Genomic DNA, 15,518 nt, shown 5'->3' on the forward strand with positions numbered 1-15,518 from the left:
GGGGCTTCTGGAGGAACACCCATGGAAGAGCCAATGAAAAACTACCTGCCCGCCATCGACATCATGATGTGCCACCTCGGCATCAGCTTCGAGCAAGCCTGTGAGCAGCTCGGCCTGAGCCTGAGCGAACAACAGACCCTGAGTGCGATACAGCGCCAGGAGTTGCAGGACTGAACCCTGCCGCCCGGGCCCTGCCGGGACACGCATTCGACGAGGCGCCTGCGGGCGCCTTCTCTTTGCCCGCCTCCCCCGGCCGCCATAAAAAACGGCGCCGAAGCGCCGTTGTCATGACCATGGAGCAGTGCGCTCAGAGCGCCTGCTGCCGCCTGCGTTGCAGCAACACGATCAGGCCGAACAGCAGGAAGCCAGGCAGCCACATCAGCTCCTTGCGCCAACCGTCGGTCGGGGCTCTCACCGCGACTATCTGCTGATCAAACTGCAGGTTGGCATCCGCCGCCGGGCTGCCGAACGCCACGTTGTCGATCAGCGTCTTGCCATCCTGCTCGTACAGGGTCAGCCCCAGGGCCGCCAGACGCTCCTCGCCGGTGGCGCCCTGAGGCACCGCCAGCAGCAGGCTGTACTCCCTGTGCTTGCCGACCGCATCTTCCCCGGCCACCCGCAGGCGCAGGGTACTCTCGGCCGCCACATCCCCCAGCGTCTGGGCCAGCTGGGCCGGCGGCGTATCGCGGTAGGGGTTGTGCACCATGTCCATCCAGAAACCGGGGCGGAACAGGGTGAAGGCCACCAGCAGCAGGGCCAGGCTCTCGTACCAGCGGCTCTTCACCAGGAAGAAGCCCTGGGTCGCCGCCGCGAAGATCAGCATGGCGATGGTCGCCACCACGAAGATCAGCACCCCGTGGGCGAAGTCGACGTCGATCAGCAGCAGATCCGTGTTGAAGATGAACAGGAAGGGCAGCGCCGCGGTACGCAGGCTGTAGTAGAACGCCGTGATCCCGGTCTTGATGGGGTCGCCCTTGGAGACGGCCGCCGCCGCGAACGACGCCAGCCCCACCGGCGGGGTCACGTCCGCCATGATGCCGAAGTAGAACACGAACAGGTGGACGGCGATGAGGGGGACTATTAGGCCGTTCTGCTGGCCGAGGGTCACCACCACGGGGGCCAGCAGGCTGGAGACCACTATGTAGTTGGCGGTGGTCGGCAGCCCCATGCCGAGGATCAGGCTCAGTAGGGCGGTCAGCATCAGCATCAGCAGCAGGTTGCCCATGGAGAGCACCTCCACCAGATCCGCCAGCACCAGGCCCACCCCGGTCTGGGAGACGGCGCCCACTATGATGCCGGCGGTGGCGGTGGCGATGCCGATGCCGATCATGTTGCGGGCACCGGCGATCAGTCCCTCCCTCAGGTCCACCACGCCATCGCTGAAGGCACCGTAGTCATGCTTGCCATCGGTGCGCAGCCAGTTGAGCAGCGGCCGCTGGGTGAGCAGTATCACCACCAGCATGACGGTACCCCAGAAGGCGGACAGCCCGGGGGAGAGGCGCTCTATCATCAGGCACCACACCAGCACCACCACCGGCAGCAGGAAGTGCAGACCGGAGAGCAGCACGGAGCGGGTCTTTGGCAGCTCGGTCAGCGGCTTGTCCGGATCTTCCGTCGGCAGCGGCTCGTTGCTGGCGGCGATCTTGAGCAGACCCACATAGACCAGCACCAGCAGCAGGCCAATCCCCTCCAGGGCATAGTCGCCCAGGGCGGGTTTGAGCCAGCCCAGGCCATAGTAGACCGCGAGCGACAAGCCGCTGATGAGGAAGGCACCGAAGGCGAAACCAGTCAGGCGACGCAGCCAGGGCCTGGGTACATGGCCGCCGATGGGCTGCATGCCGAGTTTCAGCGCCTCCAGGTGGACTATGTAGAGCAGGGCTATGTAGGAGATGGCCGCCGGCAGGAAGGCGTGCTTGATGATCTCCACATAGGGGATGCCCACGTACTCCACCATCAGGAAGGCCGCGGCCCCCATCACGGGCGGCATGATCTGGCCGTTGACCGAGGAGGCCACCTCGACCGCCCCCGCCTTCTCCGAACTGAAACCGACCTTCTTCATCATGGGGATGGTGAAGGTGCCCGTGGTGACCACGTTGGCGATGGAGGAGCCGGAGATGAGGCCGGTCAGGCCGGAGGCCACCACGGCCGCCTTGGCGGGACCGCCACGCAGGTGACCCAGCATGCTGAAGGCGAGCTGGATGAAATAGTGGCCGGCGCCGGCCCGCTCCAGCAGGGCACCGAACAGCACGAACAGGAACACGAAACTGGTGGAGACCCCGAGGGCGATGCCGAACACCCCTTCGGTGGTGATCCACTGGTGATTGGCCAGGGCGGTGAAACTGACCCCGCGATGGGCCAGCAGACCCGGCATCCAGGGGCCCGCCAGGCTGTAGATGAGGAAAATCAGGGCGATCACGGCCAGGGCCGGGCCCAGGGCACGACGGGCGGCTTCCAGCAACAGCGGAATGCCGATGCAGGCGGTGACCAGATCGGCGGTGGTGAGGTTGCCGGGGCGCTGGGCCAGATCCTGATACATGACGAACAGGTAGGAGGCGGCGCAGGCGGCGACCAGGCCGAGGACTATGTCGGCGACCGGCACCCTGTCCCTGGGCGAGCGGCGAAAGGCCGGAAACACCAGATAAGCCAGCAGCAGGGCGAAGGTGAGGTGAATGGCCCGGGTTTCGGTGTCATTGAGGACGCCAAAACCGACCAGAAACGGCAGAGGGGAGGCAATCCACAGCTGGAACAGCGACCAGCCGAGGGCCAGTACCGTGATGATCCAGCCCATGGCGCCGACGGGCAGGCGAGCCCCCACGTCCTGTGCGATGAGTTCTTCTGTCGAGAGTGCTTTGTCTTGCATAGGGTGAACTTTTGCCAAGGGTTACAACAAGAACAACACTCGCCAGCCCGCTGGGAGACCAGGCGCTGACGAGTGTCGAGATACCGCTAACGTGACCCGGCAGGGTCCCTGATTACAGCCAGCCGCGCTCTTTATAGTAGCGGGCCGCGCCTTCATGCAGCGGAGCGGAGAGACCGACCTTGATCATGTCGGCTTCTTTCAGATCCGCGAAGGCCGGGTGCAGACGCTTGAAGCGATCCAGGTTGTCGAACACCGACTTCACCAGCTGGTAGACCACTTCCGGATCGGCCTTGGCACTGGTGGAGAGCACGGCCTTGCCACCGATGGACGGGGTCGGCTGGTCGTTGCCCTTGTAGAGACCACCCGGGATCTCGGCCTTGGTGTAGTAGCTCTTCTCGGCCAGCAGCTTGTCGATCTCGGCGCCGGTCACGGGCACCAGCACGGCGTCCGTGGTGGTGGTCGCTTCCTGGATGGCACCGTTCGGGTGGCCCACGAAGTAGCTCATGGCGTCGATGTTGTTGTCACCGAGGGCGGACGCCTGCTCGGCCGGTTTCAGTTCGGAGACCAGGCTGAACGCCGACTTGTCCCAGCCCTTGACTGCCATGATCTCTTCCATGGTGTCACGCTGGCCCGAGCCCGGGTTGCCGATGTTGACGCGCTTGCCTTTCAGATCGTCGAAGCCGGCGATCTTGGCATCGCGGCGAGCCAGTATGGTGAACACCTCGCTCTGCAGGGAGAAGACGGCACGGATATCATCCATGGCACCCTCGGCCTGGAAGGGGGGCAGACCTTTCATCGCCTTGAACTGATGGTCGGACTGCATGATGCCGAAGTTGAACTCACCGCTGCGGATACCGTTGACGTTGGCGACGCCGCCACCGCTGGCCGGCGCGTTGCACTTGATCTGGTGATCGGCGCTACCCCGGTTGAGGAAACGGCAGATTGACTGACCCGCAACATAGTAAACGCCGGTCTGACCGCCGGTGCCTATGGTCACGAAACGCTCTTGCGCCTGCACGGCACCACCGAAGGAGGTAGCGGCCAGCACGGCAGACATGGCGCACGCCAAGGATAATCCTTTCATGTTTTCCATCCTTTTTTCATTGGTTTTTACATCACCCGACTCCCGGGTGAAATCAAAGGGGCGGCCCTCAGCACCAGGCTGGTCCGTCTCGACTCCGATATGGAAATGGTGTCCACCAGAGGTGGCGGCACCAAGGTTGTCACTCGTCCTGCGACCAGACGCCAGCATCCTGCCGACCGAAGAAGATTTACCTGATTTATCAAGCAAATCAAAAATAACGCACTCAGATTTTAACCACACACCGTCAACATAAATCAAACAGCAGTGCAAAAACGCCTATAGAAATAGCGTAATTTATGACATGAGTCATCCTATTCTCCCCCTCGCCGGGGAAAGCGGGATTCTCATGAGTCATAAACGTTAACAAATGGTGCGGCCCGATCCGATCGGGCCGCGACTGACTGGCATTCAGCCCTGCCCGGCCGTCTCCGGTTGGGCCAGTTGCAGCACGAAGGCGAACTCCAGGGCGATATCCTCATAGGCCTTGAAGCGGCCGGATTTTCCGCCGTGACCCGCCTCCATGTCGGTATGGAGCAGCAGCTCGTTGTCATCCGTCTTCAGATCCCGCAGCTTGGCGACCCACTTGGCCGGCTCCCAGTACTGAACCTGGGAGTCGTGCAGACCCGTGGTGACCAGCAGGTTGGGGTAAGCCTGGGCCTTGACCTGGTCATAGGGGCTGTAACCGAGCATGTAGTCGTAATAGACCTTCTTGTTCGGATTGCCCCACTCGTCGTACTCCCCGGTGGTGAGGGGGATGGACTCGTCGAGCATGGTGGTCACCACGTCGACGAAGGGCACCTGGGCCACCACGCCGCGATAGAGCTCGGGGGCCTGATTGATGACGGCCCCCATCAGCAGGCCGCCGGCGCTGCCGCCCATGGCATAGACCTGATCCCGGGCGCCATAGCCCTGGGCCACCAGGGCCTGGGTCACGTCGATGAAGTCATGGAAGCTGTTCTGCTTGTGCAGCAGCTTGCCATCCTCGTACCACTGGCGACCCAGCTCCTCGCCGCCACGCACATGGGCGATGGCATAGACGAAGCCGCGATCGAGCAGGGAGAGGCGCGCCGAGCTGAAGTCGGGATCCATGCTGGCGCCATAGGAGCCGTAGCCGTAGACCAGCAGCGGCGCCTTGCCCGCCTTGAACAGGTCCTGGCGATAGACCAGGGAGACGGGCACCTTGACCCCGTCCCGGGCCGTGACCCAGAGCCGCTCGCTCTTGTAGCGCTCCGCCTTGAAGCCTGCCACCGCCTGCTGCTTGAGCAGGGTACGCTTGCCGCTGGCCATGTTCAGCTCGAATGTGGAGGTGGGCGTGGTCATGGAGCTGTAGCCGTAGCGCAGCAGCTCGGTATCCGGCTCCGGGTTGTAGGCCAGGCCGGTGACATAGGCGGGGTCGTCGAAGGCAATCTCTTTCTGCTCGCCGCTCTGCCAGTTGATCTGCCGCAGCCGGGTCAGCCCCTGGCTGCGCTCCTCGACCACCAGCCACTGCTTGAACAGGGCATAGCCTTCCAGCAGCACGTCGGCCTGGGGCGCCACCACCGGCTGCCAGCGATCGACCGGGCTCTCCCTGGTCTCGTAGAGGCCGAAGTTCTTGCCGTCCTTGTTGGAGCGCACATAGAAGCGGCCCCGATAGTGATCCAGGCTGTATTCGTGCTCCGGCTGGCGCTTGAGGAACAGCCGCGGCGCCTGCTGCGGATTAGCGGCATCGATGAGCCAGGCCTCGTCCGAGGTGGTGCTGGAGAGGGAAATGACGATGAAATCTTCCGAGGTGGTCTCGCCGATGCCGACGTAGAAGGTGTCATCCTTCTCCTCATAGACCAGCTGATCTTTGGCGGGATCCGTGCCGAGCACATGGCGGTAGACCTGATAGGGCAGCAAGGTCTGCGGGTGCTTGCGCACGTAGAACAGGGTCTTGTTGTCCGCGGCCCAGACGATGTTGCCCGAGGTGTTCTCCAGGGTGTCGTCGGCCCACTGGCCGCTTTGCAGATCCAGGAACTGCACCCGGTACTGACGCCGGGAGAGGTAATCCTCCGCCACCGCCAGCCAGCGGTTGTCCCGGCTCACTTCCAGGGCGCCCAGCTCGTAGAAGTCATGCCCCTCGGCGCGCTGGTTGCCGTCGAGCAGGGTCTGCACCTGCTCGCCCGCCACCGCCTGGCGGGTATGGATGCCGTACTCCTTGCCCGGCTCGAAGCGGGTCTGGTAGCGATAGCCGTTCTTGACGTAGGGGACGGAGGCATCCTGCTGGGGAATACGCGCCACCATCTCCTGATAGAGCCGGGCCCGCAGCGGGGCGCTCGGGGCGAGCCGGGCCGCCGTGTAGGCATTCTCGGCCTCGAGATAGGCCAGCACCTCGGGGTTCTTGCGTTCGTCGTCCCGCAGCCAGTAATAGTTGTCGACCCGGGTATCCCCATGCTTCTTCAGGCTCTTGGGATGCTTGGCCGCCTTGGGCGGCTGGGGGGCGGTATCTGTCATCGACACATCTGTCATGGGCATGGGGGACTCATCATTGGCGTGGGAAGCCGCGCCTGCGCCGAGCGCAGCCAGCAGCAGGAGGCAGCGGGAAAAGCTGAACATGTCGCATCCTTGGCGATTTAAGGGGTTATCCGGGGAACTGTCGCCCCCTTGATCGGTCAACAATCTGCCCCTTGTCACGCCAGGTTGCAAGGGGCGGTCATGAAAAAGGCCGCTCTCTGGCGAGAACGGCCCTGATCGGGAGCCCGGATGAGGCAAGATTCACTCAGGTGTGCCTCACATGGGGGAAATCCTCACCCGGTCTCCCCCGGGATCAGCCCGGGTAGCTGGCCCAGACCGCGGTCTGACCCGCCTCGTCTATGGCCAGCACCTGGTAGGCTTGGCCCGGGATATCCATGCCGGGGGCGCTCTGGGGCATGCCCGGGATCGTCAACCCGCGGATGGCCGGTTTCTGCTCCAGCATGCGCCGCACGTCGGCGGCGGGCACGTGGCCTTCCACCACATATCCGTCCACCAGGGCGGTATGGCAGGAGGCCAGTTGCGGTGTCACGCCATGCTGCACCTTGATGGGTTCGAGCTGCTCTGTGTTGACCACCTTGAGCTCGAAACCATTGTCCTGCATGTGCTTGACCCACTGCTCGCAGCAGCCGCAATACTGGGATTTGTAAACCGTCATCGGCTCGGCGGCCAGGGCGGACAGGCTGGTGCCCGCCACCATCAGCGCCAGCCAGAGGGCTGGGATCTTCTCTCTGGACATAGGGACCTCGTCTGATGTTGTGTCGATTCGAACTGGAAACCCGGGACCCCGGCAGGGGTCAGGATCACATCAGAGAGAGCGGGGTGGGCGCTCGAGTCGCTCCAGCGGCGGCTGGGGCACATAGAGGGAGGGGGAGAGAAAGTCGGGGGCGGCCGGAGCCAGCGCGGCCAGGATCAGGCTATCGCTGCTTACCAGGCTCATGGCCAGCACGGTCGTGAAGCTGCCGCAGGGCATGGCCTTTTCCAGGCTGCGTTCGGACTCGCTGCAATGGGGAGTCAGGGTACAGAGATCCGCGGCGGCCCGGCTGCCAAACGACATCAGCACCAGCAGCAGACCCCAGAGGGGCAACCAGCGGCGGGCGTGGTCGAATTGGCGGGGGGTCAGCAACATGGGCGGCTCTGAGGCAGAAGATGGCTCATGCTAACCCGCCCCCCCGGGGTAAGGTCAAGGGCGCCGACGGGGCAACCCTTGATCGGGATCAGGCCGCAGGCAAGTTGGTGCCACGGCTCGTCCATCCAGGCTGTCAGGGCTGCTGGCGGGTTGCGGCCAGCACTATCTCGCGCACGCAGACGCTGGCCGGCTGTCGCCAGGCGTAGAGCGCGGCCTCGGCGATCACCTCGGGGGCGATGACGCCACCCATGCTCTCCTTCCAGCCGTGGTACCCCGCCTTGATCTCCTCGTCCGTGGTGTGGCTGAGCAGCTCCGTCTCCACCGCGCCCGGCGCTATGGTCACCATGCGTACCCCCAGATCGGCCACCTCTTCCCGGATGTTCTCGGTCAGGGCATGGACGGCGAACTTGGTGGCACAGTAGGCGGCGTGATTGGGGAAGGTCTTGCGCCCGGCGATGGAGCTGATGTTGATGATGGTGCCGCTGCGCCGCGCCTTCATTCCGGCCAGCACGGCATGGACGCCGTTGAGCACCCCCATCACATTGATGTTGAGCATCTGCTGCCACTGGGCCGGATCCTGGCTGTCGGCCTGGCCGAGCAGCATGACGCCGGCATTGTTCACCAAGCAGCCGACCGGGCCGAACCTGGCCTCTGCCTGCTCGATGGCGGCTTTAAATGCGGCAGTATCCGTCACATCGAGTGACAGGCAGAGGCTCTCTGGCAGGGCCAGGGCCTCCATGGGGGCGACCCGGCGCGCCAGCAGCAAGAGGGGATGGCCGGCGGCCGAGAAGGCGCGGGCTATGGCGGCACCAATGCCGGAGGAGGCGCCGGTCACGACGACGAGGGGCTTGGACATGGGTTCTTCCTTATGTTTCTGACGAGATGAAAGGAGTGGTCAGCGCTGAGTCCATTCACTATAGTCGCGCCATCCATCGGCGAAAAATATAGAATTCCGCTGACCATCATACGCAATACCTATGGCACCCCCATGCTCGACCTGAGACTGCTGCGCTTTTTCATCGCCATCTACGAACAGAAGAACATCACGGCGGCGGCGGCCTGCTGCCATGTCAGCCAGCCCTCCCTCTCCGCCGGTCTGCGCCAGCTGGAAGAGAGCCTGGGGGACAGCCTGTTCCTGCGGGGCAAGCGAGGGGTCGAGGCCCTGCCCCCCGCCCACTACCTCTACCCCCATGCGGTGAAACTGGTGGAGGAGGCCCGTCGCCTGCCGGAGCTGTTTCGCCAGAAGGCGAGCCTGGCCCGGCTCAACCTCGCCGTGATGCCGGACTTGAGCAAGCGTCGCCTCGCCGGCCTGCTGCACCGCATCCAGGGCCACCTCCCCTCCCTGGATCTCACCCTGTCCGACCATGAGACTCCGGCCGACGCCCGGTTGACCCTGGATGTGCTGCGACGGGAAGACGAGATCTTCCTGCCCCTGTGGGAGGAGGACTATGTCTTGTGCGTGCCCGCAGCTCACCCCTTCGCCCGGCGTGATCGGGTCGAGCTTCACGAGCTGCAGGATCAGGATTTCATCGAGTGCCCTCCCTGCGAGGCGCACCAGCAGACCCTGGGCCTGCTCGCCTGCGACCGGCTCACCCTCAACCTGGTGGCCAGAGCCCAGAGCAAGGGACTGGTACTGGCCCTGGTCCTGGCGGGGGTCGGCATCAGTTTTTTGCCAGACGGCCTGATCGAAGAGGAGCCCGCCTTGCGCTGCGTCCCCCTGCACGGGCCGCGGCTGTTTCGTCGTATCGGGCTCTGCTATCCGGCCCGTCAGACCCTGAGCCCGGCCCTGGCCGCCCTGATCCCCGAACTAGCCGCGCCGCCGGCTTCTTGATAAGTTTCCACCCAACTCCATGCCCCAGGTCATGACCCTATGAAACGCATTCTGGTGATCTTCTCTCACCCCGCCCTGCAGCGATCCAGGGCCAATCGCGAGCTGCTGCTGGCCATCTCGAACCTGGAAGGGATACGGGTCCACGACCTCTACCAGCACTATCCCGACCTGTTGATCGACGTCAAGCGCGAGCAGGCCCTGCTCGCCGAGCATGACATCATCGTCTTCCAGCACCCCCTCTACTGGTACTCCTGCCCCGCCATCATGAAGGAGTGGCTGGACCTGGTGCTGGAGTACGGTTACGCCTATGGCCCAGAGGCCAATGGCCTGGCGGGCAAGCAGTGGCTCTCCGCCATCACCACGGGAGGGGCCCCCGAATCTTATTGCGAGGCGGGTTACAACAGCAGCCCGCTGCTCGATTTCCTGCGCCCCTTCAGCCAGACGGCGCGGCTGTGCGGCATGCACTGGCTGCCCCCCTTCGTGCTCCACTCCTTTCACAAGCTCAAGGATCCCGAGGCATTGCGCCGCTGCGGCCAGGACTACCGCCAGCTGCTGCTGGCCCTGCGCGACGAGCGGCTCAGCCCGGCCCAGCTGGCCGGGGTCGACTACCTGCGCGATCTGCTGGAGGCCATCTGATGGGACACGGCATACTGTTTGACGCCTTCATCTACCTCTCCGCCGCCGTCATCGCCGTGCCCCTGGCCAAACGCTGGGGCCTGGGGTCCGTGCTCGGCTATCTGCTAGCGGGCATAGTGATAGGGCCCTTCCTGCTCGGCCTGGTGGGGGAGCGGCAGGACGTGATGCACTTCGCCGAATTCGGCGTGGTGCTGATGCTGTTTCTGGTCGGTCTGGAGCTCAAGCCCGCCCTGCTCTGGCAGCTCAAGGGACCCATACTGGGAACCGGGGGCCTGCAGGTCATACTGTCGACCGCCGCCCTGGCCGGGGTCGCCGTTCTCGTCGGTCTGCCCTGGCAGCAGGGGGTGGCCATCGGCCTCATCCTGGCGCTCTCCTCCACCGCCATCGTGCTGCAGAGTCTGCAGGAGCGTAAGCAGATGCAGAGCGAGAGCGGCCGCTCCGCCTTCGCCGTGCTCCTGTTCCAGGACATCGCCGTCATCCCCATACTGGCGCTGCTGCCCCTGCTCGCCATGGCGCCGATCACCCAGAGCGATGAGAGCGGGCTGACGGGCTGGCAACACGGCTTGCTGGTGGCCGCCGCCATCGCCGGCATAGTGTTTGGCGGCCGCTACCTGATGCGCCCCGTGTTTCGCGCCATCGCCCAGTCCCACATGCGGGAGATCTTCGTGGCCGCCGCCCTGCTGCTGGTGATCGGCATCGCCGTCCTGATGGAGTCGGTGGGGCTCTCTCCCGCCCTCGGCTCCTTCCTGGCCGGGGTGGTGCTCGCCGACAGCGAGTATCGCCACGAGCTGGAGGCAGACATTGACCCCTTCAAGGGCTTGCTGCTTGGCCTCTTCTTCATGTCGGTGGGTGCCGGCATCAACTTCGGTCTGTTTGCCGAACACCCCATCCTGATCCCGACCCTGGTGATAGGGCTGATGGCCCTCAAGTGGCTGGTGCTGATGGTGATAGGCCTGCTGCTGCGGGTCTCGCCGAGCCAGCGCTGGACCTTCTCCCTCGCCCTGGCCCAGGGAGGGGAGTTTGCCTTCGTGCTCTTCTCCTTCGCCAGCCAGAACCGGGTGCTCCCCCAGGAGATGATCGCCCTGCTGACCCTGGTGGTGGCGCTCTCCATGGCGCTGACGCCTCTGCTGCTGATCCTCAATGACAGGGTGATCCAGCCCTGGTTCGACTATCGCAGCCAGCCAGACGCGCCCGAGCACGAGCAGCCCCAGGCCCTGGACAATCCGGTGATCATTGCCGGTTTCGGTCGCTTCGGTCAGATAGTGGGCCGCCTGCTGCACGGCCACGGCATAGGCACCACCATACTGGAGCAGGATGCCAGCCAGATAGAGACGCTGCGCAAGTTCGGTTACCAGGTGTTCTATGGGGATGCGAGCCGGCTCGACCTGCTGCACGCCGCCGGTGCCCACAAGGCCAGACTGCTGGTACTCTCCATCAATGATCCCGTCACCTCCCTCGCCGTCATCGAGATGGTGAAGAAACACTTCCCGCACCTTAAGATACTGGCGCGGGCCCAGGACAGACCCCATGCCCACAATATCCTGCGCACCGGGGTCGACAATGTGTTCCGCGAGACCCTGGGCTCGGCGGTGGATCTGGGGGTGGAAGCCCTCACCAACCTGGGTTTTCGGGCCAATCAGGCCTGGCGTGCCGGGCAGATGTTCAAGCGCCATGACAACCGGTTGCTGCGCGAGCAGGTGAATTACCTGGATGACGAACACACTTATATCAACAAGAGCCTGCAGTACCGGGACATTCTCTCCGACCTGCTGCGAGACGATCAGCTCGGGCCGGAGCATGTCCATGCTCACAACTGGAATAGCGGCCTCCCCAACCAAGACAAGGAAGCAAGATGATTGCCTATTACCCCCTGCTCAAACATCTCCACATGACCCTAGCCGTCATCAGCATACTGCTGTTCATCTACCGCTGGGCCCTCGCCATCAACGAGCATCCCCTGCTGCAGCGCCGCTGGCTCAAGATACTGCCCCATGTCAACGACACCCTGTTGCTGCTGGCCGGGATCCTGCTGGCGGTCACCCTGCAGATGAGCCCGGGCTCCCAACCCTGGCTGATGGCCAAGATCATCGCCCTGGTGGTCTACATCGGCCTCGGAGCCATGGCGCTCAAACGCCCCGACCGCAAACAGAAAGTGATCGCCGGGATCGCCGCCCTGCTGGTGTTCAACTACATCATGGGCGTCGCCATCAGCAAATCCCCCTGGGCCTGGCTCTCCTGACGGCAAGGGGGGCCTGGCCCCCCTCCACCCAGCCTACCCGCCTCCCCTCCAGCGCTCGACATCGCGCCTCCTGACGCCCTCCTCGTTTCGAAAACAGCCGCGACCGTCCCCGGTTCAGGGGTGAACGCGCACTAATTTTCAGTGCCTATCGCGCGATGAATCACTAATAAACCGATTTAAATCATTACCTTAACTGGAGCTGTATGAAAATGGCGACACTTGTCGCAGCAAAACTTGCGACATAGACTGTCGCAACAGGTGTCTAGGATACACTCAACACTAATCCAGTGAAGGCAAGCACCATGAGCAAGAAGCTGTTACGACAACTGACCTTGGCGCGTTGCATCCCGCACCGCCCCTATAAACTGACCGCCAGCCAACTGCAGGTTAAGTTGGAAGAAGAAGGCATACATGTCAGTCTGCGGACCGTGCAACGGGACCTGGAAGAGATGTCCGGCATGGGCCTGTTCGACCTCACCTCGGACGAACGCAGCAAGCCTCACGGCTGGTGTTTTGAACGCCATGGCCTCAACGACTTTGCCAATATCATGCCGCTCTCCCTCGCGGTCGCCCTCAAGACCTGGAGCGATCAGGCCAGCCAGTTGCTGCCGGCGAGCGTACTGACCGAACTCAATCCCCTGGTGGACAAGGCCAGCCAGGTGATCCGCGACAGCCAGAGCGAACTGGCAGAACGCTGGCTCGAGAGCGTGCACCAATCTCCACGCCCCTTCGCCGGCAACCCGGAGATCCGCCGCAGTACCCTGATCCGCGATGCCCTGTGGCGTGGCCGCAAGTTCAGCGCCGAGATCCAGCGTGTCATCAAAGAGCGCACAGTGTGGCTCTGCTACGACCGCATCAACCCGCTCGGCATCCTGAACCAGGCCGATGGTCCGACCCTGCTCTGTACCCTGTCCGAGCTGGATCCCAAGGTGTACGGCATACCGTTCGACCATATCAAGGATGTGGAGCTGACCAACTTCAGCGCCACCCAGCCAAAGGATTTCAATATCCAACGGTTGATCCGCGAGCAATCCTACCAGGGCGTCAGCGGCCCCATCCGCTTCGTCGGACGCATCGATGCCAACAGTGCCACCCTGGCAGATGGCCAGATACCAGGGCATAACCCGCGCATGACCCGCTACGACAAGCGCAGCGTGGTGGTGGAGACCGAAGTACAGGACACTCCGGAGTTCCGCAACTGGCTCAACAACATGGAAGGCAACCTGGAAGTACTGGCGCCGGAGTCCCTGCGCAAGGCCTACCCGACCACCAGGGCCAACTAATGGCAAGGCAGTGAAGCCCGGACGCCAGCCCTTACAGCGCATGGTCAGCCGGCACATCAGCCAGACCATCATCCCACACCCCGGCAGGCCCGCTTGCCGGGGTGTTTGGTGACTGGCATCGGCGCTTTCGCCATAGTGAGCAGCAAAGATCTCGAGACGGTTACCTGTGCCTGCCAATGGCTATCTCGGCCTGCTGATCATCCTGGCCATAGTCATATCATCTGCTGAAATAACGCTCAGCCGGATTCAATAATATTTTAATATCTATACGCAGTGTTAAGTTCCTCTTGAAACCAAAAATGCCCTTCTTTTCCCTTGTGAGAGATCGTCCATACCCCCTGTAGGATTCGGCTACTTCATGCCGTACGCCAAGCCACTCATCGAGTGGCCAAGTTTCAATGGAAACCAACTAACATGCTGATTCAAATCGATAAAATAGGAGAATCATCATTTTATAAAACCGTTTTCGCATTCTGACGCTCCCATTACCCTCTTGTTAGCCTGCCTGGTTCCCTTATTATCTATTTCACAAGGACGGCGCGGGCATCTACGGATGCATGCCCAGAAGAATAAAGGACTAGCCAAAGGACACCTCGGGATGAGGTAGGATGACCAGGAGGTTATCCACCAGGACGGCAAGGATCACCACAGGATGTGGTTATGGACACCTCCAGGACGGAGAGGCATAACCCGGATGGTTATAGGTCTGGACGACTTGGAAGCGCCACTGGATGTGGCTAGGACGAGCTTCAGGATGAAGACGAGGTAGTCAGGATGGCTATCTGTCAGGATGACGCAAGGACACCACTGGATGTGGTAACGGACACCTCCAGGATGGAGAGAGTGCGGCAATCAGGATCGGTTGCCTAGTCAGGAAGACTCAAGGACACCTCGAAGGATCGAGAAGAGGAAATCCAACGGATTTGGATACAGTCAGGGAATGCAGGGAGCATTTGCAGTTCATGGACTGGACGACACGACTTAAGGGGACGGCACAGCCGTCCCCTTTTCTTATCTGCATTGCCCCGAACCACTCCTTACCCATCAATGCGCCACTGTACTGACCGTTGGCTGAGCTCACGGCGGGATGTCGGCTCATTATGTTTATAGGGGTTTCTGACCATCAGACTCTGGCCAGACCCGCCAAGGATATTGGCATAGCCACCACAAGCTCCCCCTCATCAGCACAGCCTCTCTCAGCGAGAGCCTGTTCTCATCCTGCTGGTGACACGCTCACGCAGCACAATGCCTCCCTTATGGCTCTACCAGAGCATCAGAGGAGGAACCATCATCTGGCAAGAAGTACCCTGGCAAGCAAAAAGGCCTTCAGACCTTCCCACCTCTCAAATGAATGGCGGCGAACCTAGGGAAGGCGTGTGGCATGGGACCGAGGAACAAGTGGCAAGCCACTGATACCCTTGGATCATTAGTGGTGATAACGGTGGAGTTTCAGGGGTTTGAAATGAAAAGAAGCCCAGTCTTTCGACTGGGCTTCTTGTTAGTGGCACCGCGGACGGGGAGACGGACAGAGCCTGCCTCATGCACAAGGGGCCAAAGGCAGGGAGCGAGTTGCCAGTGGCGAGTCGCAACCCTGGCGGTTGTCTCTTGTTTCCTTATCCCGTTCGCAAAAGCCAGATAGCAAAAAGGCCTTCCCGAGAGGGAAGGCCTTTCAAATTAGTGGCGGAGCGGACGGGACTCGAACCCGCGACCCCCGGCGTGACAGGCCGGTATTCTAACCGACTGAACTACCGCTCCGCATTCGGTTAGCTTTCGCTAAATCATCTGCTGCTTCTTTATGAGGTGTCATCCTCGCAGCCAGCATCGTGATTTTGCACGTCGCTGTTTAATTGGGTGCCTGGCAGTGTCCTACTCTCGCATGGCGAATGCCACACTACCATCGGCGCTACCGCGTTTCACTTCTGAGTTCGGCATGGGATCAGGTGGTTCCACGGCGCTATGGCCGCCA

The 15,518-nt window shown here is 62.5% G+C and carries 12 protein-coding genes, 1 tRNA gene and 1 rRNA gene; 6 read left to right on the forward strand and 8 right to left on the reverse strand.

The features are described from left to right. The first annotated feature begins 33 nt into the window (after nucleotides 1-33). Nucleotides 34-174, forward strand: a complete 141-nt coding sequence (locus tag ACEUCR_RS16710) for a hypothetical protein (RefSeq protein ID WP_162625856.1) — start codon at nucleotides 34-36, stop codon at nucleotides 172-174. Nucleotides 175-307: 133 nt separating this feature from the next. On the opposite strand, the gene ACEUCR_RS16715 is transcribed toward ACEUCR_RS16710, so the two are convergent. The 6 genes from ACEUCR_RS16715 to ACEUCR_RS16740 all read right to left on the reverse strand — a co-directional run bounded on the left by ACEUCR_RS16715 (nucleotide 308) and on the right by ACEUCR_RS16740 (nucleotide 8,419). Next, complete coding sequence (locus tag ACEUCR_RS16715; RefSeq protein ID WP_042000521.1) at nucleotides 308-2,860, reverse strand: TRAP transporter permease; 2,553 nt, start codon at nucleotides 2,858-2,860, stop codon at nucleotides 308-310. A 112-nt stretch (nucleotides 2,861-2,972) separates the two neighbouring features. Further along, nucleotides 2,973-3,944 (reverse strand): TAXI family TRAP transporter solute-binding subunit, encoded by a 972-nt coding sequence (locus tag ACEUCR_RS16720; protein WP_111874374.1) that lies wholly within the window; start codon nucleotides 3,942-3,944, stop codon nucleotides 2,973-2,975. A gap of 408 nt (nucleotides 3,945-4,352) precedes the next feature. Next, nucleotides 4,353-6,518 carry a S9 family peptidase gene (locus ACEUCR_RS16725; RefSeq protein WP_408791515.1) on the reverse strand — a complete coding sequence of 722 codons (2,166 nt, stop codon included), beginning with the start codon at nucleotides 6,516-6,518 and terminating at the stop codon, nucleotides 4,353-4,355. Nucleotides 6,519-6,729: 211 nt separating this feature from the next. Continuing rightward, on the reverse strand, nucleotides 6,730-7,173 hold the full coding sequence (locus tag ACEUCR_RS16730) for a DUF411 domain-containing protein (RefSeq protein ID WP_042000515.1): 444 nt from the start codon (nucleotides 7,171-7,173) through the stop codon (nucleotides 6,730-6,732). 69 nt (nucleotides 7,174-7,242) lie between these two features. Beyond that, the gene (locus tag ACEUCR_RS16735) at nucleotides 7,243-7,563 is read right to left on the reverse strand and encodes a hypothetical protein (RefSeq protein WP_042000512.1); all 321 of its coding nucleotides are present in this window, start codon (nucleotides 7,561-7,563) and stop codon (nucleotides 7,243-7,245) included. Between the two features lie 133 nt (nucleotides 7,564-7,696). Next, entirely contained in the window at nucleotides 7,697-8,419 is a 723-nt protein-coding gene (locus ACEUCR_RS16740) for an SDR family oxidoreductase (RefSeq protein ID WP_408747811.1), read from the reverse strand. Between the two features lie 132 nt (nucleotides 8,420-8,551). Here ACEUCR_RS16740 and ACEUCR_RS16745 point away from each other — a divergent pair, with 132 nt between their 5' ends. The 5 genes from ACEUCR_RS16745 to ACEUCR_RS16765 all read left to right on the forward strand — a co-directional run bounded on the left by ACEUCR_RS16745 (nucleotide 8,552) and on the right by ACEUCR_RS16765 (nucleotide 13,552). Next, complete coding sequence (locus ACEUCR_RS16745) at nucleotides 8,552-9,394, forward strand: LysR family transcriptional regulator (protein ID WP_408791517.1); 843 nt, start codon at nucleotides 8,552-8,554, stop codon at nucleotides 9,392-9,394. A gap of 39 nt (nucleotides 9,395-9,433) precedes the next feature. After that, nucleotides 9,434-10,030 carry a glutathione-regulated potassium-efflux system oxidoreductase KefF gene (gene kefF / locus ACEUCR_RS16750; protein ID WP_042000504.1) on the forward strand — a complete coding sequence of 199 codons (597 nt, stop codon included), beginning with the start codon at nucleotides 9,434-9,436 and terminating at the stop codon, nucleotides 10,028-10,030. Next, nucleotides 10,030-11,886 (forward strand): monovalent cation:proton antiporter-2 (CPA2) family protein, encoded by a 1,857-nt coding sequence (locus ACEUCR_RS16755; protein WP_042000501.1) that lies wholly within the window; start codon nucleotides 10,030-10,032, stop codon nucleotides 11,884-11,886. Before kefF ends, ACEUCR_RS16755 begins: the two co-directional genes overlap by 1 nt. Then, a complete protein-coding gene (locus ACEUCR_RS16760; protein WP_111874369.1) occupies nucleotides 11,883-12,269 on the forward strand; it encodes a SirB2 family protein in 387 nt (128 codons plus the stop codon). Before ACEUCR_RS16755 ends, ACEUCR_RS16760 begins: the two co-directional genes overlap by 4 nt. A 302-nt stretch (nucleotides 12,270-12,571) precedes the next feature. Beyond that, nucleotides 12,572-13,552 carry a helix-turn-helix transcriptional regulator gene (locus ACEUCR_RS16765; protein WP_042000496.1) on the forward strand — a complete coding sequence of 327 codons (981 nt, stop codon included), beginning with the start codon at nucleotides 12,572-12,574 and terminating at the stop codon, nucleotides 13,550-13,552. Between the two features lie 1,678 nt (nucleotides 13,553-15,230). Here ACEUCR_RS16765 and ACEUCR_RS16770 read toward each other — a convergent pair. Then, nucleotides 15,231-15,307 (reverse strand) — tRNA-Asp (locus ACEUCR_RS16770). A gap of 98 nt (nucleotides 15,308-15,405) precedes the next feature. Continuing rightward, a 5S ribosomal RNA gene (rrf, locus tag ACEUCR_RS16775) occupies nucleotides 15,406-15,518 on the reverse strand; the annotation flags it as partial.

Origin of the sequence: Aeromonas bivalvium, from assembly GCF_046078285.1 — a bacterium.
Lineage (GTDB): Bacteria > Pseudomonadota > Gammaproteobacteria > Enterobacterales > Aeromonadaceae > Aeromonas > Aeromonas bivalvium.

Coding starts and splice junctions, on each gene's coding strand:
- ACEUCR_RS16735 (WP_042000512.1), bottom strand. CDS start 7,563: ATGTTGCTGACCCCCCGCCAATTCGACCACGCCCGCCGCTGGTTGCCC.
- ACEUCR_RS16730 (WP_042000515.1), bottom strand. CDS start 7,173: ATGTCCAGAGAGAAGATCCCAGCCCTCTGGCTGGCGCTGATGGTGGCG.
- ACEUCR_RS16715 (WP_042000521.1), bottom strand. CDS start 2,860: ATGCAAGACAAAGCACTCTCGACAGAAGAACTCATCGCACAGGACGTG.
- ACEUCR_RS16740 (WP_408747811.1), bottom strand. CDS start 8,419: ATGTCCAAGCCCCTCGTCGTCGTGACCGGCGCCTCCTCCGGCATTGGT.
- ACEUCR_RS16745 (WP_408791517.1), top strand. CDS start 8,552: ATGCTCGACCTGAGACTGCTGCGCTTTTTCATCGCCATCTACGAACAG.
- ACEUCR_RS16765 (WP_042000496.1), top strand. CDS start 12,572: ATGAGCAAGAAGCTGTTACGACAACTGACCTTGGCGCGTTGCATCCCG.
- ACEUCR_RS16710 (WP_162625856.1), top strand. CDS start 34: ATGAAAAACTACCTGCCCGCCATCGACATCATGATGTGCCACCTCGGC.
- ACEUCR_RS16760 (WP_111874369.1), top strand. CDS start 11,883: ATGATTGCCTATTACCCCCTGCTCAAACATCTCCACATGACCCTAGCC.
- ACEUCR_RS16755 (WP_042000501.1), top strand. CDS start 10,030: ATGGGACACGGCATACTGTTTGACGCCTTCATCTACCTCTCCGCCGCC.
- ACEUCR_RS16725 (WP_408791515.1), bottom strand. CDS start 6,518: ATGTTCAGCTTTTCCCGCTGCCTCCTGCTGCTGGCTGCGCTCGGCGCA.
- ACEUCR_RS16720 (WP_111874374.1), bottom strand. CDS start 3,944: ATGAAAGGATTATCCTTGGCGTGCGCCATGTCTGCCGTGCTGGCCGCT.
- kefF (WP_042000504.1), top strand. CDS start 9,434: ATGAAACGCATTCTGGTGATCTTCTCTCACCCCGCCCTGCAGCGATCC.